The sequence below is a fragment of the Sulfitobacter sp. HGT1 genome (assembly GCF_013282155.1).
Taxonomy (GTDB): Bacteria; Pseudomonadota; Alphaproteobacteria; order Rhodobacterales; family Rhodobacteraceae; genus Sulfitobacter.
In genome coordinates, this window is record NZ_BLWI01000018.1 from 1 (window position 1) to 22,110 (window position 22,110).

A 22,110-nucleotide genomic window follows, 5' to 3' on the forward strand; every position below is an offset into this window, starting at 1 on the left:
CGAGAATTCGCACCAGTCATTTTGAAGGCGAGAACGGGCCATGCTTCGCTTTAGACGGATGCGAACTTTACAGAAATTCGCCACCGTTCACGGCTCAGTCCACAATCATTTCAACGCGGAGCGCCACCTTTACAGCCGATCAAATTTCAAGCTGAACCGCGCCGCCGCTCTGGCCGAGTGGCGCGGTCTCTGCACCGCCTGACAGACTGAGGTTGCTGAAGAACGGAGACCGGTTCGCATTTGCCTGACAGCACCGCCAACCCTCATTGATTTAACTGAATTTAATCTGATATTTCAAAACAACCCGCCTTTTTACCCGCCTATAAAAATGCAGTTGGATGCGTTGAGTTGCTACTGATCGCGAATTCCCTTGTTCATATCCGCCTCTCCTTGGTTCCAAAATCACCAAGCAATGCGTATACAAATCTAGGGGCACCTCAGAATGTGCCGGACTGGATAGTTGCCAAGTCCATACCGCAGAACTTCAAGAATTGCCGGTGGTGTCCAAAGCGGCGCAAGTCGCCAGCTTCTGCCAGGATGGTCAGGGCGTTAATCGGGCCGATCCCTGGGATTGATGTCAGCAACTGATAGTCAGGCAGATCTTTGAGAAGCGCGACGGCGCGATCTTCGATTTGATTGCGTTGCGCAATGAGACTGCGGCCTTCCCCAAGAACCAAGCGGAACATACTGATCGCATCAGAATCTGGGGCAACCGGCAATCCCACAGAAGACTTGGCTGTCTCGAAAATATCTGCAAGTAAACGCGCTTTCGCGACTTTGCGCCCAATAACTTCCCAAGCATCAGCGGTGAAAGCCTCCTTGCCCATTGCCGTGATGAAATGTGGTGATGGATAACGCTCAAGGAATGCAAAGAACCAATCACTGCGTGAGCTGCGGTGAAAGCGGTCAGATTCGGGGAAGTACAACGGCAGATAATGGGTCAACACCCGGTGCCAAAGTTCAGTCTTCGACTTGGAGACGATATCGTGGGTTTTGGACAGCTCTTGGATGTCGTTTGTGCCGCACACCAGAGGGTCGTGGTATTATTGCTCGTTCCCGATCTCCATCATGTGCAGGATCACTTGCGCGTCCTTTGGGTCATTCTTATCCCAGCTGTTATTGAGGGCTTCGCGCGTACGCGCCAAAGCCACTGAGGACACCAGCTTCACCTCAAAGCCTGCGGTTGCCAGATGGTACGCCAAGGCACGGTGATAGTTGCCGGTCGCCTCAAAGGCTACACGAACTGGGCGTCCGTATGCCTTCAGTGCAGTAACGAGGCGGCTGAAGTCGGCGAGTTCGTTCAAAACAGTTAAGCGACGTCGCCGTTTCTTATCTGGAATAGCAATCAAAACTTCATGCCGGGATTTAGAGATGTCGATGGCCACCAAAACAGGGGTATCTTGTGTAATAGTAATCTTGGTCATAGTCGGTCTCCTTTACGGTGTGGTTTGTGCAAAACCACTGTAGGGACCCGAGACCCGGCTATGACCACCTGCTGCGCAATTTTGAGGCTGCGCAGGCGGTCATAGCCTCTCAATCAACATTATTCCGAAGGTGTTACGGCACTGAGTTCACCAGCATGACAATCCTCAAATGGGTTCAGGAGACTGGTGTTGATTGGCACTATATCGCACCAGGAAAACCTCAGCAGAACGGTTTCATCGAAAGCTTCAACGGCAAATTACGGGACGAATGCCTCAATGAAACGCTGTTTGGCACATTAGGTGACGCTCGCGAAACGCTCGAAGACTGGCAGGAGGATTACAATTGGCGCAGGCCACATTCAGCATTAGGCAACCTGACGCCAATGGAATTCTTGCAGCGAAAGACGATGGACAAAATGGCCGCCTAAGGTCACAGATTTAACCCCAAGGACTCCGCGCAAAGCTGGAGGGAACTTGGGGCACAGGTCAAATGGTCAAGGGGAAGTCCTGGAAAGCTTTGTCACAAAGCGCCGAAATCGCAGAGCCGCATTGAAATTCCTTAGAAAAACGATGAAACGCCATGGTCGCCCACATATTTTCGTCACCGACAAGTTACGTTCCTACGGCGCGGCGATTAAGGAGATCGGCAACGCTGAACTGCAAGAAACCGGCCGCTGGCTCAACAATCGAGCCGAGAATTCGCACCAGTCATTTTGAAGGCGAGAACGGGCCATGCTTCGCTTTAGACGGATGCGAACCTTGCAAAAATTTGTCGCCGCCCACGCCTCAGTCCACAATCATTTCAACGCGGAGCGCTACCTTTACAGCCGATCAAATTTCAAGCTGAACAGCGCCGCTGCTCTGGCCGAGTGGCGCGGTCTCTGCACCGCCTGACAGATTGAGGGTGCTAAAGAACAGAGACTGGTTCGCATTTGTATGACAGCACCGGTCTATGGCACCGTTGGGTCAGGGCTGTGGGTTGCGCCCTGACGTATCGGCCAGATATTTTCCATAGGCCCAACCGGAAATGCCCTGCCATTGCAGCGCGCACCAAGGTTTGGAAAACCCTCTTTGCATTTGGCAATCCGCGACGGTGACGTCCACGGCCGTCGGGGGCAGCTCTGCGATAACGGCGTATTTTGTGCTGGGGCCTGATCTGACGTTCAGCTTTTGATCAAGCGGGTGGTTCACGACATGATACTGCCCAGCATATCTGGATTGGCTATGCCCGCCGGTACCACGGCGCAGATATTTCTCGAATGAATAGCCGCTGATGCAGCCATAGGTCACCGCACACCATCCAGAAGAAGAGCACGACCCAAGGTTCACCCCGTTTGCATTATAGGGCAGCTCTCCGACCACGGGGAAATTTTTGCCCCCCTCGGCACGCACAAAAAGCGTGTCATTGGTGCGGATACTTTGGACGGATGCGCCTGCGTTTAACGCAGGGCAGGACGTCCGAATGCCGCTCATTTGCGGGTTGGGTTGCGGCGCGGGTGGGGCCGGTTTAGGGGTTGGTTTCGGCGCTGCGGCAAGTTCAAGCACCTGTTTGCGCGCCTTGGCGCGGGCCGCGAACTGGCCATTGGAAAAGGCAAGGATATAGGTGTTATAGGCGCTGATCGTGTCTTGCTGCTTTGTCACTTCCCAGAATTCGCGGTCCGCAATATCAAACAGCAATTTTTTCGCATCGGCGGTTTTCGCGTGGTTTGGATAGCGCGCGATAAAGTCTTCTAACGCGCTGCGGGTCTGGCTTTGAACGGCGGCCAGATAGACGATCAAGGGGTCTTCTTGGCGGGGTTGCGGTGCTTCGGGTGCTAGAATGGTGGGCGGGGGCACATAGGCGGCATCCTGCGGGACAAGATACACCAGATCCTCTGGGGGTTGGATGCGGTACATCGGCTTTTGACGCCCGCCTGTCTTGTCTTTGACAACTTTGGTCACCCGTTGGAATAACGCGCCGACCTCAAGACCGGGTTGATCAAGCAGCTCAAGCAGTGCTTCGGTATAGGGGCTGTGCATGCCGGTGCCGTCATCTGCGGTATCGCCAGCCTGTGCTGCAAAGCTGACCAATGTGCCTGCTTCGCCGTCCAAAGACACAGGGGCCAGCCCGCGTGAAACCGCGCGGGTGCCGTTTTTGCGGGTCATCGTGTTGGCAAAGGGATTGTCGCGGCAGGCATCCAGCATGATCAAACCCAGCTTGCCTGCATTGCGCACGGTCGTCAGCACACTGTCCAGCGACAGGGCCTCGAACTGGGCGGTGGCCTCGCTCGTCATTTTGGCATCAATGGGAATAAGATAGTTGCGCCCGCCCATTTCGATGCCATGGCCCGCATAAAACACCACCGCCAGATCGGCGCGCAGGGCTTCTTCGGCGAAAGCACCCAGTGCGACCCGGAAATCCTGCCCGCCTAGGTTTTCATGCAGGAACACGTCAAAGCCAAGCGTGGTTAATTTGGCGCTGATCGCTTTGGCGTCGTTTTGCGGATTGGGCAGGCGGGTGGCGTGCTGATAGTCGGAATTGCCGATCACCATGGCCACTCTGCGTTCTGCCAAGGCCGGATTTGCGCCTATAAAAATAATAATAATCAGGGCGATACGCAGCATATTTAATCCTCTCGGGTGAACAGGCCGGTCAGACCGGTCTGGCATTCACCTTGGCTAAGGGCCAAAGACAAACGGGTGTCTTGGGGGGCTGTTTTACTGTTCAACTCTCGCAGCAGGGCTTGCAGGTCAAGCGGCGGGCGGGTGCAAAAAACCGCCACCAGCTGATCTGCACCCACAGGTGGTGCCACCCGAAACCTGACGGGAAACCCCTGCGCGCCCACATCGACGTTCTGACTGTCGCGCAAGGGATGCAAATATTGCACGGCCCCATCCGAGGCGATGTTGAACAAGGTTAAAAACCCCATGTCGGGCCGGGGCGGGGCAAAGGTAAAGCCGACGATTTCGCCCACTCGGTGGGCGGTACTGCTTTGAGCGGTTTGAATATTCACATTTGCCACAGCGGGGCGCTTGGAGGCGCGGATGCTTTGCAAGGCGCGGGCACGGGCGATCATGCGGTCGGCATCGCCTTGGATCGTCGTGATCCGGTCGCCGGTGTGGTTCAACACATCCCAGCCAAAGGCATGTTGCTCAAAGGTTAACACCGCATTGCTTTGCACCGCGACAAAGCTGTTGTCGACCAAACCGGGCGGAACCGACCCGATAATGCGAATGGGCAATTTGCGACTTAGGTCTTGGGGCGCAGGGGGTGGTGCGATTGCGCCGATCGAAAAGGCTTGCGTGCTGTCGCCACGGGGCAGGATGCGGGGTTGCTGGGTTTGGTTCATGTGGTCAAACACACGGTCTTGCAAGAAACCGGACAGCTCGCTCCGGGTAACGATCCCATCTTGGTTAATATCTGCCGCGCCGTCCAAGGCTTGGGCAAAAAACCACGACAGCGCGCCATGTGCTTTACCGTCAAAACGTGTTTCCGTCACCAAACGGTCTTCGGACGCGGTGGCCAGAATTTGGGTCACATTTGGCAATTCATCGGTGTCGCCACCATCGACCAAAGGCTGGATTTCGGTCTCAATGGGATCAACTGGGATGTCCCACACACCGCCGCTTCTGGTCAGACCCATATGCGATGTTTTCACGTTCCGCGTGAGGCCAGCGGAATGACAGCTGTCCATGACCCAGATGATATTAAACGCAGGCGATTGGGATAGCAGCGCGTGCAACTGGTCATCGGATAACCGACCAATCCGGCTGTTTTGGGGATCAAATTCGTGAAACATGATCGTCTCGTCCAGCCCGTCCGAGGTTTCGTCGAACGGTTCGGAGACTTCTTCTTCTTGCCCGCCATGGCCGGAAAAGCTGACGATAATCGTATCACCGGCGGTGGCTTGGGCAGCAATTTCCTCCCATCTGGCCAAAAAGTTGGAGACTGTCGCCTGATCGTCGATCAACACGCGCCTGTCAGGCAGATCAATGCCCGCACTGCGCATGGATTTTGCGATCAATTGTGCGTCATTTACCGCGCCTTCGAGGTCAGACAATTCGCCGGGGGGCGGCGGAAAGGGCTGGAAATGCAAATAGTCATCAACCCCCACCACCATCCCAAATTGCGCCGCAGCAACGGGCAGGGCGCAAAGACAGCTGACCACGGCGGCCAAGCAACTGGGAACCAACAGGTTATTCATGCAAAACCAGCTCGACCCGGCGTGCGATCTTGCGCCGTTCTTCGTCGGAATAGATCGTGTAATCAACCAAAACCGGCGGCTCGCTTTCGCCCTTTCCCGCGACGGCGATATAGGCCTGAACGCCTTTTTGCTCTAAGAACCGTTTGACCGTTTGCGCGCGGCGCAGCGACAGATCCAGATTTGACGCCTCGGATCCGATTTCATCGGTGTGGCCCACAACAGTCAGACGGTAGACGTTGTTTGAGCGCAGAAAACTGGCAAGGGTTTCGGCCTCGCGCCGTCCATCCCCGTCGATCTGGTCAGAGCCCAATGCGAAACGGATCGGCAGATATACTGTCTCGACCGACCCCGCGACGGAATCCGCGACCGCATAGGTTTCTTTCGGTGCATTGGCGTAAATATCCGCCTTGGGGGCCACGGCTGGATCGGCTTTGGGGGCGGTGCCGGCCTTTTCGATCTGAATGCCGCGCATAGCAGATTTCAACACACCCGATGCCTGCCCGCCGCGGGTGACACTGGATGACATACTGCCCGAAAGCATCATGTTCTCTTGGGCCAATTGGGAAATCCGCTTGGCCACAGGGACCAGCCGCCCATCAGGGGGGGTGAGCGTCGGATCGGTGATCGTGTCGAGTGCGGTGCCGTACATCTGTGCGGCTTGTGCGCGGTCTCCACGTTTGGCGGCCAGATCGCCACGCACGGCCTGAATGGCCCAATGCAGTGTAGGAGCTTGGGCCAATGTCTGCTCGGCGTGAGGCAGATCTCCTGCGCCCATCTGCCGTTGGGCAATCCCGGCCATGGCTGCGGATGCTTGGGCTAATGCAGCGCTTTCGGTGGGGCGATTACATCCAGCGGCTTTTATCTGGCTCACGGCATCCACGAGGGCGGGCAGGGTGCCCATACCGATCTGGTTTTTCAACTGTACCAAGGCGTCTTGGCAGGTGGCGGCAAAGCCACCTCCGGGCCAAAGCACCAAGGCAAGGGCGATGATCGAGGTTGGGGTCCGGTTCATTTTTCTGCCCCTATTTCAAGACGTTAAAGGTAACGTGATTGGTTGCACTTGCGCCATTGTCTTGGGCAACCTGTGCGGCGGCCTCGATCGAAATGCCGCGTGTCAGGGGCAGCGAACGCTCTTGAGAAAATCGCAGCACTTGTGCCTGATCCATGCGTTGTCCTGCCAGCCCGCCTTCGCGGCAAAAGGCCAGCATTGTCTCGCCCGTGCCGGGGCTGTCAAAGCGGATTTGCAGGCCTGACTGCTGGTAGGGGATGCGGCGTTGCTCTCCGGCCTCAAGAAACTGCGGCCCGAGTATCGCCTGGGGTAGCTCTTCGATGTTTTTAGCCTCTTCAACATAAAAGATCTGCAATTCGCAGCGCTTGTTTGCCCGCACATCGAATTCCAGAAGATCGTTGACATAAACCGTGGTCGCCGGAACCGATAGCGCAAGGGTCAGAGGGTCTTGGGGGCGGCTGGGGGTCGGGTCATAGGTCAGAGGTGCTGTTTCTGCCGCACTATAGGGGTTTTGCGATTTGGCCACCGCTTGGCCCACGGCCTGTTCCAGACTGGCGGCAAAGCTTTGCTCGGGTTGCGCTGCTGCGACTGCGCCGCCGTCATAGCGATAGGGGCGCAGGTCGGTCAGGCGGGGCAAGATTTCGGCGTAGTAGGTTTCGATCTCAGAGCGGTGTATTTTGGCCCCGCCGTCCAAGCGCCCCAACCAATCGGCCAGCACAACGGTCAAGCGCGGGTCACCCAAACGGCCCGCACGGGCGCGCAGGGTTTGCACATCCAGATGGAATTCGCGGGCAAGCCCGTTCAGGTCAATTGCGTTAAAATGCTGATCCGCCAGATAGGTAAAGATTTCCCCACCACCCACACTTGCAGGCGCAGCAAGGCTGGTCAGACGCCCTGTTGGGGATTTTTCGGTCGCGTTAAGCTGGGACAAAGCCGTGAGAAACGTCTGACTGTCGGTTTTGTAGATTTCGCTGAGTTTCCCATTCTCGACATACATGTCCAGCAAGACATTCATTTCATCGCGGCCATAGCGCTGCGATGACATCAAAACATCCCGCAGCTGGTCTTGTTTGGCGATCATGCCATTGGCATGGCAGTCAAAACAGGACCGGGCATTTTCGATCTCGACGCCTTTGCCGATGGGTTTGGTGCGGAACGACACAATAGAGGCAGGCCCCACCAACAAACGGTCCCCCTTGTTGGTAGACAAGTAATAGCCCTGCAGCCCATTGGCCAAAGAAAAGATCATCTCGCCGCCATCATGTTCAAAGGCTTCGGTGCCCGATGCGGTGCGCGACATGCCCTCTGGCCCGTCCGGGTGTAGCGTCAAGGATTGGCGCCCGTCATCCCCGGCAAAGTCATAGGATTTCCAGTAATACCTGCCTCGCGGCAGATCGAACCGTTCCAGCATCCGGTTGTGATCCGACACGCCCGATGCACCGGGCAGCATGGCGGCACGGATAACGCGGCGTGCTTGGATTTCGCGGTCGACGTCAAGGCCGATGCGCGTTTCCAGATCCTTAATCTGGGATGTCAGCCCCAAGAACATGTCGTAATAAGGGGCCTCTGATCCGAAATGGGTAAACCAATCCGCCCGCATGATCGGCACGGAGGCAGCGGTGGCCTGCGCGACAATTCCCAGCAAGGGATCGGTGCGCGGATCAATGCCATAAGGGTAGGTAACGGCCAGATCGTCCCACGCGGCTTGCGTGAAATCAGAGCGGCGCGCCGTATCGGTATAAACCCCGGTCGAGATTGCGTTCCAGATTTCTGGGGTCCAGCCATAGTCGCGCATGTCGACGCGCACAATCGTCCCTTCGGTTCCCTCCAGCGGGGTGACGGGCACGACGCGCGGCCCGGTCGAGACCGAGTTGACGAATTTGTTGAATGCCGCATGAAGATAGAAAACCGGGTTACGCTTGGCACCGGTCACGTCGCAATCAACGGCGGCCAACGGCGTGTTGGCAAAGCTAAAGTAGCGATAAAAGGCGCGGTCACGTTCGTCTATCGCGGAAATATCGGCCACAATTGCCAGCATGCGTTCATTGCGCGTGCCCCCCGCAAACAGTGGCATCTCGATATTGGCGTTCATTGCAGGGGCGGCCACGGCTGCCACGGTGATTGGGGTAGGTGCCGCAGCGCCAAGCCCGTCAATCCAGCGTTTGAGCACATCAACCTCTTGGGCGTTCATTTTCTGCCCCAAAGGCATGCGGTTCGATGCAATGGATTCGTACAATGGCGAGGCTTCGGCATTGCCGGGGATCACAATCCGTTTGTCAAACGGCATGTCCGCGATATCCCCCGTGGGAAAGACCGCGCCATAGGTTTTTCCCGGTGCGTGACAGGACCGGCAATAGGTTTCGATGACCTGATCCGCCTGTGCGGTCAGTTCCGGGCTGGCACCGCTGGGGCGCGATTCCGCGGGCGGGGTCACGGCGGCAACGGGGTTAGGCGATTGCGCCTCGCAATAGGCGTCAATGCGCGAGACAAGCGATTTCGCTTGGGTCAGATCAACCAGCCCGTCGCTCTCTTGGCTGCCGGCGACCGCATCGGTGGCAAGCCCCGTGTCGGCCTGTGCGATCTGAACCGGCGCGGTTCGCGCAAATTGCGACGCATCCACCGGTTCCCCCGTGAGATAGGCATACATCGCGGCACGATCAGATGCGTCCAGCTGGCGGGTCAAACGCGCAATCCGGCGCATGGATTTCGCCGCCATCGGTTTTCCGTTCAGCTTGCGCGCCTCGGTCATGGCACCAACGACAAAGGCTTCGGCCCCGAAAACCTTCAGCCGCTCGGCCGAGATATCGGGCGCAAAATCCCCCAATAATCCGACTTCGCCCTGATAGGCGCGCGAGGCGTCGATCTCATATTTGAACCCAAGGCTGGTATCGCGCGGCGTATGGCATTCGGCGCAATGGCCCACGGCCTCGACCAGATATTGCCCGCGCTGCATTTGCGGATCACTCATCGGGGTTAAATCGGCGCGCGCGCTCGTCCAGAAATCAAGGATTGTCTGGCTAAGATAGCTGATATTATGGTCTTTAGACGGCGTATCAGAGGGGGCAAGGGTCGCCAAATGCGCCCGCAGATCCAACACGTCTTCGGGGGTCATCCGCGCGTAAGAGCCAAAAGGAAACACCGCCCCAAAATAGGTCCGCCCCTCGGGAGAGACACCTTTGGTCACCGCATTCAGGAAATCGGCATTTGTCCACGCACCGATGCCGTGGGTTGGGTCTGCGGTGATATTAGGCGGGTAGAGATCCCCGAATTTGGTTTGAATGGCCTCACCTCCGGCCAAAATGGTATCGTCGCCGTCGACCCCATGGCAGGTGGCGCACCCTCCGGCGGCAAAGATCACGGCCCCGTTTGCCAGATCGGGTTGATAATCAGCATAGGCTGTTTGATCGTAAATTTCGGTCGCAGCAACATGGAACGGCGCGAGGGCACTTGTCATAACTGCCGCTAGAAAAAGGGATTTCGGGCGCATCTTGGCCTCCTATCTAAACTCAAATTCTTCGAAATTGACCGAAGAGGGCGCTTTGCCTATGGCCTTCAGATCCTGGATAATTGATCGGCGCATTGGCGCGGGGCCGCAAAACCAAAAGCCGGTTTTGGGCATCTCAAGCTTTGTTGTCTCGACCAGCTTGGCCGCATCCATGCGCCCGTCCTCAGAGCTGACATGCAGATGCAGCCGGAACAGGTCACTGCGTGATTGGGCGGCTTGCAGACGCTCAAGACCGACGGCTTCTTGTGGTTTTCCAACGCAATAGACCAATGTGATGTCACGGGTGTTTTGCGCCGTCAGGCTGTCGGCAAAGGCCAGAAACGGGGTGATCCCGATGCCGCCCGCCAGCCAAAGCTGTGTTTCTTCGCCGCGCTGGTAGTCAAAATTGCCATAGCCGGCCTCGATCGACATCCGGTCCCCCACAGCAACCGCATCACGCAGGTGCGCGGTATAATCGCCAAGGGCGCGAATGGAAAACTGCAGGCTGCCATCCGCGCCGATCCGCGAAATCGTAAAGGGGTGCGGTTCGCGCAACCCCTTTTTAGCAAAGGAAATCACCGCAAAGCCGCCTGATCTAAGCTTGGCAAAGCCGCGCCCCTTTGGGGTCGCATCAATGATCGTGGCCGCGGCATGTTTTTCAACCCGCGAAATGGTGAATTTGCGGGGCCGAAAGGGGGCAAAAAACTGGGTATAGAGAAAGGAGCCAATGCCAATCACCGCAGCCAGATTCAGATATTGGGCCGCGACTGAATTTGCGTTGAACGGCACCGCAACAAAAAGCTGATGCAAGCTGAGTGCGATGAATACCACCCCCATCAGCCTATGGGCAATGCGCCAGATGTGATAGGGGATCAGATCGCGCCGCATGCGGGGCAGTTTCTTGATCCAGCTCAGCAGCAAAAGCGGTACCAGCACAAGGAACGCTATTTTGGCGATGTCGACGGCCGTCTTGGCAAGGCCCGAGGCCACGATCTGCCCCTCAAGGTCCATGCCGACAAATTTGTGAAACAACACCAGCGGCAACAGCGAGATGCCAATCCATTTATGCGCTTTGTAAAGTCGGTCCAAACCGCCCACCGCGCGTTCGACGAATTTTGGTCGGGTGGCCAAAAACAGTGCGGCCGCCATCAAGGAAAAGGCCGACGCCCCGGCACAAAGCGCCATCACGCTTTGGGTGTTGGAATTGCCCGCGCCAAGCACAATCAAAAGGGACGGGATCAGAACCGCCAATGTAAAAATTATCGTTGCAAAAATCAAAACCAGCCGCCCTCATTTCCGAATTTTAAATAGCGCATTCAAACCATCAAAATAGATGTCCGGCTTTCTCTTAGGATAACGAAGGGGGAGTATATCTCAAGCAGAATTCATTTTTCCCCGCTCCCAAAGGGCCTTGATCGGGTTTGGGCCGCGTTAATCAATCGGGGTCAAATGGTTGACGGATGGCCAGATTACTGGCGTACTATGGGGCATCACATTTTTAAACATCCAACATTCAGACAGAAATAGCGAAGGATTATGCGTGTTTATAAATGAGCTAAAATATCGATTTCTTTCACTTTTGGCGGTTGCAACATTTTGCGTGGGCGTGGATGATGCACGGGCGGGCACATTGACCAAGGTCGGATCGCAGGCCTGCGATTACCTGTTTTCCGGCCCGATTGAGACCGGCGATGCCGCGCAGTTCGAAGGCATTGGCCGCACGTATAGCGGGGAAAAAATCTGCTTTGACAGTGAGGGCGGCAGCCTTTTGGAAGGTCAGCGGATTTTCGACCGGATTTGGGAATATCAGCTGGTCACCCGCGTAGAGGCGGGGCAGAAATGTCTGTCAGCCTGCGCGATTGCGTTTTTGGGCGGCAGCCTGACCCAAGGCACGGCAGTGATCCATTTTATGGACCGCAAGATTTCTCCGGGCGCGCAGCTGGGGTTTCACGCGCCATCGCTAGGGCTCGATACCCAAAACAGCTATAACAGTGCGCAGGTCAACAAGGCCTTCGAGATCGCGCTTTCTGCTGCCGAGGGTCTGTTTCGCATCAAGGCGACCGAGCTGCATAGCGTCGAGCCGATGTCGGATTTTCTTTATTACCAGATCCTGCGCACACGGCCGGATGACATGTATTACATTGATACAATTGGCCGGGCTGTAATGGCGAACATCCCTTTGCAAAACATTAGCTACCCCACAAAAGTGACCGAGCGGATGATCGGGAACATTTGCGATTCCGCCTATCTTTATCACGTGGAAGGGCTGGTTTCTGATCTGTCTATCGAGGCCCATTATCAGAAGACCCGCGAGGGTAATTACGGCGGACCCCGCGTCCTGTTGCAGCGAAAGGGCGACAGGTATCTGGGCGTTGTGCGGGATTATCAAACGGAGGCCAAGTTTTACGAGCGGGTTTGCAAGGTTGAGATCGACAGCGATGGCATGAGAAGCACGTATGATTTCCCCGAAGATAAATTCAACGTCTCTTTTGGTTTCCTGCAATCGGTTGAGGATGTTGCAGAATACGCCAACGTAGATTGGGCCCGCGAGTTTGGACCCGACAGCCTGAGAGTAAGCGTGCCGGCGTGGTACATGCTTGATCCTGAGGCGTCGATTGCATCATTGGAAAAAGGCGGCGTACAGCGGCGCGCCGCCGCCGTGAACGATACCAGCCGCGGGCAATGCGTTGTTTTCTCGGGCGGGCGCATGATCGACAGCGAGCCGTGCCAGCGGATCAAATCCGCCTTTGAGGGCGATGCGTCGCATGTTGTGTCGACATTCATCTGGCCCTCGGGCAGCAAAACTGTGGCAGAGGCGATCACGCGTCGCGGCATCCACAAGATTAACGGGGCCGAAACCACGATCAAGCGCGTTGCCGCAAACGACACCACCCATCCTTTTCATGCCAGCTTTATCGGCGAAATGCGCCGCAGCAGCGCCCAAAGCTTTGAGGCCGACTGCTGGACGAACCCGTCTTCTGGCAACATCTTTTGCTTTCAGCTCATGCGTTAAGGGCACTCACCGATAAAGGATCCACTATGCAGCTAATTCCCTCCCTAAAAAGGATCCTGTCCACCTTGGCCCTGATCGGGTTCGCCTCGGCTTGTTTTGCGGAACAAAGGGTCGCTTTGGTGATCGGCAATTCAGGCTATCAAACGATTGGGCGGCTGCAAAATGCGGGCAGTGACGCCAGATTGATCTCCGACAGTCTGGGGCGCATGGGGTTTGATGTCTCTGTGCATCTTGACCTTGGCGAAGACGCGATGGGGGCTGCGATTGACGCCTTTGCCGAGGCGGCGCAATATGCCGATGTGGCGGCGGTGTATTTCGCCGGGCACGGTCTGCAAAAGGATGGCGAAAACTATTTGATGCCCACCGATGCCGTGCTGCGGTCTGAGGCCTCGATTGCCCGCGAGGGGATTTCATTGGCGTCGCTTCTTGAGGTCCTTGAGACTGTCCCGATCGGGTTGCTGTTTCTGGATGCATGCCGCAACAATCCTTTTGCCGAACAGGTTCTAAGCCAAGCGCGCGCCGAGGGGCGCAGTGCAGGGATCAGCCGGGGGTTGGCCGTGGTGCGCCCCTTAGGGGATACTTTGGTGACTTTTGCGACCTTGCCGAACACAACTGCATCTGACGGGGCGGGGCGCAATTCGCCGTTTGCAACCGCCTTGGCCCGCCACATACAAGTGCCCGATACCGAAGTGTCGGTCTTGATGAAACGCGTCACACGCGATGTGATGGAGGCCACCAACGGCGAACAACGCCCGCAACAGCTGTCTCAGATGCAATCGGAATTCTATTTTGCCCGCAGCGATACCGGCGCAGGTGAAACTGATGATTTGCGATCTTTGCTGACGGTTTATCCAAACCGGGTCACGGTCGATCAATCGGTCTCTATTGTCGCGGACCTGCCGCGCAGCTGCGTGCCCTTCTTTTTCAACTTATCGCCTGCCCGCAAACTGACCCCGATCCCGCGCCAGTTCTTTAAAGTGGTGGAAATGCAAAACGGGTTGTTCCGGTTCGAGATTTCACCCGTGGCCGACAATCGCCTGACGGTCGAGGCTTCAGATACCAAAGGCACCAACCGTTTGGGCTATTTCTGCGAACCCGCAGAAAAGATGGAGAATGACCAAATCGCGCAAACCTTGCGCGCTGTGATTTCCCAAATCGAAAGCGGGGTCGAGGACGGCATCGTCGCCCCCTTGGGCAGCGACATCCAGTTTCAGGCGCGTGGCTATATCATCGAATGACCGGCGGCGTGGGTTATGGGCCGGTAAAGGGGCGCATTTCCGCGTTGAATTCAGTTGCGAACCGCGCGCTGATCCAGCCGGACCCTGTGCTGTGGCGGATGCGGTACCACACGCCCTGACCGTCATCGACCAACTGGCACCCTGCCACCTTGACCTCTGCGCCAGCGGGCAGGCCGGTAACCACCTCTGCCTTGAGGCTGGGGCTGCGCCGCATGTTCACATCCGTCACAATCGTACGCTGCCAGTTTGACAGATCGTCAAACGGATCATCGTCATACCCCGTGCTAAAGTCTGATTCCCATGTTACAAACTTGGTTTGTAATTCGCCGGAATTGCACATCAAACTATCTGCCAGCAATCCTATGGTGATCAACCCCGCAGGCTCGCGGTCGGTAGCGCACCATGCCTGATTGTTGAACTCATCTGCTTTTGTGCCTTTGCAATCTCTTTTCTGGCTGCTGTCTGCGACGCTGATCAAAACGGTTTTATCAGGGCGCTGCGCCACATAGCAGCTTTCCCCCGATGCCATGAACCCCGCGATCGTCCGTGAGCCGCGCAATTCTATCATTTCATCAAGGCTGATTTCACGGCCCGTCGGCCCATCGCCGTTGATGAACAGATAGCTATAGGTCACAAGCGTTTTTGGCAGCCGTGTTGACATGATCAAGGTCCGGCAAACTGCATCTACTGTGCGCATATCCATCGCATAGCTGTAAACCGGTGCCGACAGGATCGAACGAGATACCGGGGTGAACCCCATGCTAAGACTGCGCTGCGCCCCGCGAAGATAAAAGAAACTGTCTGCCTCACGATGTGCCAACGCTTTTTCAAGCAGCAGGGGCGGGTTAATATTGCCCTTGATCAGCTTGGTATAGACCGCCACGACGCTATAGGTCAGGTTCATGATTGTTTTGACATTTGCGGTTTGCGCGGCCTGATCCTCGGGCAAGGCCCCCATATGAAAGCCCAGCTCGGCCCCGTCTTCGATAAAACGGCTGTCGTAGTTATAAGCCCCCACATCCCGCGTTGCCGCCGCGAGCGAAAAAGCCAAAGCGCAGGCGGACAAACAACTTTGTCCTTTCAGTACATAGACCCCGGCGAGGCTGGGATCTTGGGAGGATAAATTATATTGCAGCATCTCGCCCATCTTGATCCCTTCGAGGAAATTACCCCCCGGACTGTTAAAGACGATGCGCACCCCCGGATAACCTGCGGAGGCCATGAGGCTTTCTAATTTATCTGCGTCACCCTTTTCGATCACGCCAGACACGGTGATGTTTTTGAGCGTTCCCGAGGGGCCATCAAAGTCATTTTCTGACTGGTCCGCTGGCGGGTAGGGCAGATAAATTTCTTGCAAACTATCAAGATAGGCACCCAATTCAGGGCGAAATTCGATTGTGGCGGCAGTAGCGGCCGGCAGACCGATAAGGGCCGCAAAACCGGCGGCAATGGCGCGTCTGATAAATGACATGGCGGGCTCCTGCTGGGGATCAGAGGGGGGGCTATTTGGGGACAAGAACCAGTTGCACCCTGCGGTTTTGCGGCCCCAAAGGGTCTGCCGGGTCTTTGAGGCGCGAAAAGCCGATGCCAGAGGCGGCAAAATTCTCTTGGGACAGGCGGGCGCTGGCTTGAACGAAATTCGCCACCGATTTTGCCCGCCGTGCCGACAGTTCTTGATTGTAAGCGGCCGATCCTTTGGCATCGCTATGGCCGACAAAGAGGAACGTATAATCCGCAAAGCGTTCGTCCCTGAGCACTTCGGCCAATTCAAACAGTCGGGTCATCTGATCGGGGCGCACATCGTCGGAATTATAGTCGAACAGAATTTCCATATCGATCGACGGCAACGGTCCAGCGCTTTGGGATGTGGTGGTTGCGGGCACAATGGCGGTGCCGGCATTGCTTTCAACCTTGAGGTTCACAACATCTTCCAGTGAAAAATCAGACCCGGCCTTGAGGTCCGAATTCGCGCATCCCGCTGCATCCAGCAAACACTCACCAAAGCTGGCGGACCTGGCTTTAGGGGCTGCGGTAGCCGTTGGCGCAGGCTCTCCCAGATCAAATTCCTCTAGGGAAATTGTCGATTGGGCATGCAGGCTGGTGGCAAGGAAACATGCAGTCAGGCCAAGGATAATCGGGTGTCGCATTTTATACCTCATCATAGTTCAAAATCTGCATGCCCATAGCAGGGTGTCACTGGTAGAAACTTTGGAAAAATTCGGTCTTATTCATGGGTTTTTCATCCAAAAAGCAGAAACGGTTTCCGCTTGCGGGGTTTTTCCAGCACGCGATCAACGGGTCATTGTTACCCATATTGCGCGCTATCCGGTCGATGATATTGCGATGCGCCACATCATCCTTTGAAAAAAACACTTCTCTTTTGGTCTCAAGCCCGTTGAGCAGGTGCACAGCACGCCCATCTTTGGTGGCCCCGTTTTCAACCACGGTTTTTGCCCCCGATGGCCAGACATAAATATCTGTTTGGTGCTCGTTCAGGGTAATGTCGTCGAGCTTTGCGCTGCGCGACAATGTGCAAGGGTCGTTGTCGAGCAAGCTGGTTTCCTTGAGAACAATGCAGCGTCCGCTCAGAAGCTGGCTGCGTTCTCGTGTGGTGTCGCTGCGCAGCTCGACCTTGTTGTCGTCAGCCAGCGCAAGGCTGGCGATCTTAACGTTTGGATCATAGGTTTGGTAGGGCCAGATATGAACGTAATTTGCGGTAATGCTGCCATATCCCGACGGGGTGCTGCGCCCTTTGTCACCGGGCTTTAGCGGGTGGAATGTCGCTGTGCAGCCCGTAGTACCTTCTTGCTGAAAGCCGTCTTGCATCGTGCCGATCCAGTGGTCGTTATATCCCCGTTCAAATGAAATCTCGCTGCTCGAGGGCATGGAATACCATGCTTTGTCATCTGCGGCGTTATCAATATGGGCACAAACCGTGGCCAACCCCGCCTTGGTCAAGCGAGCCGGTTCAATTACCGGGGCAATTGCAATCCGCCAGCGGGCAGCCTCATCAATTGTATCAATCAGGTACATATCCTGCGCAGGCGTGCCCAACATTACGGTGGCCAGCGAGGTTGGGAAATTCACCTCCAAAGACATGTCCAACACCGCCGCAACGCTTTTGACCGCGATCAGATAGGCCCGTTTGACGGTGCTTTCGTCATATTCGCCTTGAGGCACGCCCAGATCAGGTGCGTGAAATCCCAGTTTTCCCAAAGGATGCACCACCCGGTTGGGCTGATCGGCCATATCATTTTCATAGCTGGCCAAGCCCCCCATGAAGGCAATAGCACAGGCCGAAAGGCAAGATTTTCCGCGCCCCACTGCCGATCCGATCTGGTTGTCATGCAGCAGTTTGGCAAGTGCGACACCTTCGATCAATGAGCCACCAGGGCTGTCAAAGCATACGCGAGCCTTGCCGGCTGACAGATCATCATTACCGTCTTGAAACTGGGTAGAATAGCGATTTTGCTCGATCAAAGGGCGCAGTTTTTCAACATCACCTTTCTCAATCGTGCCAGATAGCTGCGCAAAACACCCCATAACCGGTTCTGGCTGCGCGCTGACGGTCGCCGCTTGGGCATTGATGCCGCCAAAACACAAAGCGACAGTCAGGGACATCAATTTGCAAAGGCGGTGTAGGGGGGGCATATCCGTCATGAAGGCTCAACAATTTGCAAAACAATACCATAAGCATTGGGAATTCTCGCAAATATTGCAAGGTTTAGATGATTTGCGGGGATTTGCCCGCCACAGCCACGCAAATAAAACTGGCGGCAAAGGCTGTTTATGATGACTTTTTTGATGGCGTGGATGCCCCCAACTACCGGCATCTTGATATGCCATTATGAGGCACTGTCAGAAGAAAACTTGTGAGGCGGGCAGGGCGAGAAATTAACGTCGCTGGATGATAAAACGCTCCCCCTTTCGTTACTTCAAGACGAGCCCCGAGATCATCCGTCTGGCCGTGATGATGTACGTTCGGTTTCCGCTTTCGCTTCGGAACGTGGAGGTTCTTTTGCACGAGCGCGGCACCGACATCAGTCACGAGACGGTTCGATTTTGATGGAACAGATTTGCCCGATATTTGCCGCTGAAATTCGCAAGAATAGGGCTTGCCAGATGCGCGCATATTCAAACTGGCAGTGGCACCTGGACGAGGTGTTCGTGAAGATCAACGGCGAGACGCACTATCTTTGGCGGGCCGTGGATCACGAAGGGGAAGTTCTGGAAAGCTTTGTCACGAAGCGCCGTGATCGCAAGGCAGCATTGAAATTTCTCAGGAAAATCATGAAACGCCGTGGTCACGCACATATCTTCGTCACCGACATGCTACGTTCCTATGGCGCGGCGCTGAAGATCATCGGCAATGTCGACAAACAGGAAACCGGCCGCTGGCTCAACAATCGAGCCGAGAATTCGCACCAGTCATTCAGACGAAGAGAGCGGGCCATGCTGCGCTTCATACGGATGCGAACCCTGCAAAATTCGTCGCCGCCGACGCGTCTGTGCACAACCATTTCAACGCGGAGCGCCACCTTTACAGCCGATCCAATTTCAAGCTGAACCGTGCTGCCGCTCTGGACGAGGTCTCTGCACCGCCTGACAGATTGAGGGTGCTAAAGAACAGAGACTGGTTCGCATTTGTATGACAGCACCACCCAGATTGCTCTACTGCACACTCTGCGTGTGCGGCTGCCGATGCTAGTGCGCAGAACATGGCGTCTCAACAACGTCAACTAGGGTGTACCCGAGATTCAAACACATTGATATGTATCAATATCATCTAGTAAAGACGTTGATATGTGTCAAAGTTGCCGAGTTAAGGTGACGCTATATCCATAGCCCTAGGCCCAAGTTGGACAAAGGATTCTGCTCTGAATGACACAAATGCGGACCGCGCTGATGGACCATCTGCTCCAAGGTTGGCAGACATGTCGCGCTCAGCGCAGCCTTATGCTTGGTGCGGCGCTGCTTCTGGCGGTTTTTGTGACCCTATTTCGCGGGTGGGTCCTGTCCGGTGACATCCCTGAGGGTGGCCCCATCTGGTGCCTTCTTTGGCTTCTGGCTGCAACCCACGAGGACTATCTTGTCGTTGGCCTCTTGCTTGCGGCGGGGGTGATCGTCGGACCTGTTTTGCCCAATGGGACGGCGCGCCGGATCTGGGGCTGGATATGGGTGACATTGGCCCTTGGGCTTCTGGTTCTCGGCTTTACGAACATTTTTGCCGTGCAGATCCTGGGAGGGCCAGTGATCCGGGACTGGATCGTGTATTCCGACATTGGCAACACCGATGTGATCCTGGATTCGGTGTTCTTCATCGCCACGTCGTCCCGGATTTCGACCCTCGTGGCGATAACAATCGTTTTTCTATTGGGTGCATACGGGTTGCGAGCCAACTTCGTCGCAACGCAGAACTGGCTTGTTTTGCCCGTTGTCTGGATCGCGCTTCTTGGCCTGCCGATTTTGATGCCGACAGTGGCGATGGGCGTGGGGGGCGGCAAGTTGGCCAACCCGCTTCTGGCCCTCGTCGGATCGTATCTGGGTGCGTCCGACACGCCTCTCCTAGGCTTATCGGACGCGGCGCGGCGGCAAGATCCACCCGATCTCGGGATTGCCGATCCGATCACGCGCCCCGAAGTCGCCAGCGGTACGATCCGCAATGTCGTCGTCATCGCCATTGATGCGGTCTCGACCCGCTATGTTCAGGGATTTGAGGGGACCTATCCGAACACGCCGAATATCCTGCGCTACCAATCCGAGGGGATGCGGTTCGTGAACGCCTACGCCCATGTGCCAGCGTCAAACTTCTTTCTCGTGACATTGCTGGCCGGTATTGTGCCCGAGCTGTCGCGCGAGAGCATGACCTTTGAGCAAAGCGCGCTGGATCTGCACACGCTGTCCCAGGCCGTCTCGGCACAAGGGTACAGAACGGGCTTCTTCAACTCGAGCGACAACCGGTTTCAAAATACCGAGGCGTTCGTGAAAGATGCCGGGTTTGATCTTGTCCAGGATTATCGGAACTGGACCTGTGAACAAGGTGTTTATGAAACGAAGGAATTTGCGCAGCAATTCCTGAACACGTCGAACGATCATTGCACGATCAATGCGCTAACAAACTGGATTGGCAGCGATCCCGGCAGCCCGTTCTTCGCCGTCATGCGGACGGGGATGTCACACTACCCCTATTATCCTGGCGACGATCCGCAGCGTTTTGTCGAGGATACTAACCGGAACAATTACATCAACGCCATTCGAGTGAGCGATGCGGCGTTCGGACAGCTGATGGCGTTTCTGGAAGAGGAAGGACTGGCGGAGTCCACGCTCGTGATCGTTCTGGGTGATCATGGCGAGGCCTTTGGCGAACACGGCACGGCGGGGCATGCTTCTGGCATCTATGAGGAAAACGTGCATGTGCCTTTGCTTTTCGTGAACCCGGTCGCATTCAGCGGTGAACAGATCAAGCAGATTGTTGGTCTTTCCGAACTGGCACCGACCATCGCCGATCTGCTCGGGATGCCGCCATCCCCCTATTGGCAGGCCCGGAGTGTGTTCGCCCACGGCAGAGCCGATGGTGTGTTCTTTTTCTCGCCCTGGAACGGGTTTCCCATCGGTTTCCGGCAAGGCAGTCGCAAGTTCATCTACAGCGCCAATACCGAACAGAGCTCGCTGTACGATCTTGAACAAGACCCGGGCGAAACCGTCGACCTCTCCCTTCAAGACCCCGATGCAGATGCCGAGGCGCGGCAACTTGTGGCCGAGTGGATCTCTTATCACACAGGCTGGATCGAACGCGCTGTCCGGGAGCGATCCGCCTTGGCGGGTACAAGTGCGGTGCCCGAAGGGCCAGGGCAATTGGTTCTCTATGCCTCGGGTACGTCCTACCTGTCGCCGCCACAAGCCGACATCTATCTTGACGGGGCGTATCTGGGTCGGGCGACCGTCACGCGTGCGCCCTCGAATGCGGAAAACGCTGTCCCTGTCGAGCAGGTGGCAGCCGCGGTCTCGACCTTCCGATTTGACGTTCCTGAAATCCGGTGCTCCAGCCAGATCGAGATCCGGTTCGTCAACGATGAATGGGAAGGCGAAGGACAGACCGGCGATACCGATTTCTATGTCGCGGGGCTTGAGTTCGCCGGCCGAAGTTATGCGCCTGGCGAGTTGCATGCCCTGGCTGAACGTGTCGGAGGATTACGGCAAGGGTATTTCACCTTTTGGCGCAACGGGGCCGCCAAACTTGATGTGTTCCTGCCAGCTGCATGCGTCAGCGAACAGCTTGCCGACACCAATGTAGTATCTACGGAGTGACCCGGAAGGTCTTGTCAGTTAAAACCAGCTTGAGGCAAGCTGATCGGTTTCGTGGCGTAATCGGGTGACAAAACGCTCCTATTTTCGCTCCATCTGAGCTTGGCTCAGCCAATATAAATTACTCATCAAGCCCCCTTTGGTTCGGGGACAGTGAATCATGCAGGTCGCGTAGCCTCAAGCCGACTAATGGGTCCTGAGCCTAGCTCAAAAGTACCATCTTGAGCGGCACGTCGCATGCGGTTCCGCCGCAGCTTGACTACAGAATACGGGTTGAATGCCAATCCAATTGGCTAGTGTTCATTCCCATTTGCGGCATTAGGCTATCCTCAGGCAGGCACTGTCAGAGCAAAATCGGTTGAGGCGGGCAGGGCGAGAAATTAACGTCGCTGGATGATAAAACGCTCCCCCTTTCGCCGTCTACAGCCAAGCACCCGGCTCACCCGTGCCGCC

Annotated in this window: 11 protein-coding genes and 5 pseudogenes; 7 read left to right on the plus strand and 9 right to left on the minus strand. The window is 56.1% G+C overall.

Translation table 11 applies throughout. From position 1 onward, the window contains the following. Nucleotides 1-202, plus strand: a pseudogene (locus HGT1_RS18400) (IS6 family transposase); the annotation flags it as partial. A gap of 238 nt (nt 203-440) precedes the next feature. On the opposite strand, the pseudogene HGT1_RS17080 reads toward HGT1_RS18400, so the two are convergent. Then, a pseudogene (locus HGT1_RS17080) lies at nt 441-1,424 on the minus strand (IS110 family transposase); the annotation flags it as partial. Between the two features lie 137 nt (nt 1,425-1,561). On the opposite strand from HGT1_RS17080, the pseudogene HGT1_RS17085 reads away from it, so the two are divergent. Beyond that, nucleotides 1,562-1,852 (plus strand): annotated as a pseudogene (locus tag HGT1_RS17085) (transposase); the annotation flags it as partial. Nucleotides 1,853-1,919: 67 nt separating this feature from the next. Then, nucleotides 1,920-2,318: pseudogene (locus HGT1_RS17090) on the plus strand (DDE-type integrase/transposase/recombinase); the annotation flags it as partial. A 72-nt stretch (nt 2,319-2,390) separates the two neighbouring features. On the opposite strand, the gene HGT1_RS17095 reads toward HGT1_RS17090, so the two are convergent. Genes HGT1_RS17095 through HGT1_RS17115 form a run of 5 tightly spaced genes read right to left on the minus strand, consistent with a single transcriptional unit; the run spans nt 2,391 to nt 11,379 of the window. Further along, nucleotides 2,391-4,028, minus strand: coding sequence for a caspase family protein (locus HGT1_RS17095; protein WP_176251172.1), 1,638 nt, complete (start codon nt 4,026-4,028; stop codon nt 2,391-2,393). A gap of 2 nt (nt 4,029-4,030) precedes the next feature. Beyond that, a complete protein-coding gene (locus HGT1_RS17100) occupies nt 4,031-5,608 on the minus strand; it encodes a caspase family protein (RefSeq protein ID WP_176251173.1) in 1,578 nt (525 codons plus the stop codon). Then, nucleotides 5,601-6,620, minus strand: coding sequence for an OmpA family protein (locus tag HGT1_RS17105; protein WP_176251174.1), 1,020 nt, complete (start codon nt 6,618-6,620; stop codon nt 5,601-5,603). Before HGT1_RS17105 ends, HGT1_RS17100 begins: the two co-directional genes overlap by 8 nt. A gap of 10 nt (nt 6,621-6,630) precedes the next feature. After that, nucleotides 6,631-10,071 (minus strand): c-type cytochrome, encoded by a 3,441-nt coding sequence (locus HGT1_RS17110; RefSeq protein WP_176251175.1) that lies wholly within the window; start codon nt 10,069-10,071, stop codon nt 6,631-6,633. A 42-nt stretch (nt 10,072-10,113) separates the two neighbouring features. Continuing rightward, nucleotides 10,114-11,379, minus strand: a complete 1,266-nt coding sequence (locus HGT1_RS17115) for a ferric reductase-like transmembrane domain-containing protein (protein ID WP_176251176.1) — start codon at nt 11,377-11,379, stop codon at nt 10,114-10,116. Between the two features lie 262 nt (nt 11,380-11,641). On the opposite strand from HGT1_RS17115, the gene HGT1_RS17120 reads away from it, so the two are divergent. Next, the gene (locus HGT1_RS17120; RefSeq protein WP_176251177.1) at nt 11,642-13,114 is read left to right on the plus strand and encodes a hypothetical protein; all 1,473 of its coding nucleotides are present in this window, start codon (nt 11,642-11,644) and stop codon (nt 13,112-13,114) included. 26 nt (nt 13,115-13,140) lie between these two features. After that, entirely contained in the window at nt 13,141-14,352 is a 1,212-nt protein-coding gene (locus tag HGT1_RS17125) for a caspase family protein (protein ID WP_176251178.1), read from the plus strand. A 13-nt stretch (nt 14,353-14,365) separates the two neighbouring features. Here HGT1_RS17125 and HGT1_RS17130 read toward each other — a convergent pair whose 3' ends face one another. Genes HGT1_RS17130 through HGT1_RS17140 form a run of 3 tightly spaced genes read right to left on the minus strand, consistent with a single transcriptional unit; the run spans nt 14,366 to nt 17,973 of the window. Continuing rightward, nucleotides 14,366-15,823: an SH3 domain-containing protein gene (locus HGT1_RS17130; protein WP_176251179.1), complete on the minus strand. Its 1,458-nt coding sequence runs from the start codon at nt 15,821-15,823 to the stop codon at nt 14,366-14,368. A gap of 31 nt (nt 15,824-15,854) precedes the next feature. Then, nucleotides 15,855-16,499 (minus strand): OmpA family protein, encoded by a 645-nt coding sequence (locus HGT1_RS17135; protein ID WP_176251180.1) that lies wholly within the window; start codon nt 16,497-16,499, stop codon nt 15,855-15,857. Nucleotides 16,500-16,545: 46 nt separating this feature from the next. After that, nucleotides 16,546-17,973, minus strand: a complete 1,428-nt coding sequence (locus tag HGT1_RS17140; protein WP_176251181.1) for a hypothetical protein — start codon at nt 17,971-17,973, stop codon at nt 16,546-16,548. A 286-nt stretch (nt 17,974-18,259) separates the two neighbouring features. On the opposite strand from HGT1_RS17140, the pseudogene HGT1_RS17145 reads away from it, so the two are divergent. Together HGT1_RS17145 and HGT1_RS17150 are read left to right on the plus strand one after the other, a co-directional pair. Further along, nucleotides 18,260-19,004: pseudogene (locus HGT1_RS17145) on the plus strand (IS6 family transposase). Between the two features lie 229 nt (nt 19,005-19,233). After that, on the plus strand, nt 19,234-21,660 hold the full coding sequence (locus tag HGT1_RS17150; protein WP_176251182.1) for a sulfatase-like hydrolase/transferase: 2,427 nt from the start codon (nt 19,234-19,236) through the stop codon (nt 21,658-21,660). Nucleotides 21,661-22,110 lie beyond the last annotated feature (450 nt).

Coding starts and splice junctions, on each gene's coding strand:
- HGT1_RS17130 (WP_176251179.1), bottom strand. CDS start 15,823: ATGTCATTTATCAGACGCGCCATTGCCGCCGGTTTTGCGGCCCTTATC.
- HGT1_RS17125 (WP_176251178.1), top strand. CDS start 13,141: ATGCAGCTAATTCCCTCCCTAAAAAGGATCCTGTCCACCTTGGCCCTG.
- HGT1_RS17150 (WP_176251182.1), top strand. CDS start 19,234: ATGACACAAATGCGGACCGCGCTGATGGACCATCTGCTCCAAGGTTGG.
- HGT1_RS17140 (WP_176251181.1), bottom strand. CDS start 17,973: ATGTCCCTGACTGTCGCTTTGTGTTTTGGCGGCATCAATGCCCAAGCG.
- HGT1_RS17100 (WP_176251173.1), bottom strand. CDS start 5,608: ATGAATAACCTGTTGGTTCCCAGTTGCTTGGCCGCCGTGGTCAGCTGT.
- HGT1_RS17135 (WP_176251180.1), bottom strand. CDS start 16,499: ATGCGACACCCGATTATCCTTGGCCTGACTGCATGTTTCCTTGCCACC.
- HGT1_RS17110 (WP_176251175.1), bottom strand. CDS start 10,071: ATGACAAGTGCCCTCGCGCCGTTCCATGTTGCTGCGACCGAAATTTAC.
- HGT1_RS17105 (WP_176251174.1), bottom strand. CDS start 6,620: ATGAACCGGACCCCAACCTCGATCATCGCCCTTGCCTTGGTGCTTTGG.
- HGT1_RS17095 (WP_176251172.1), bottom strand. CDS start 4,028: ATGCTGCGTATCGCCCTGATTATTATTATTTTTATAGGCGCAAATCCG.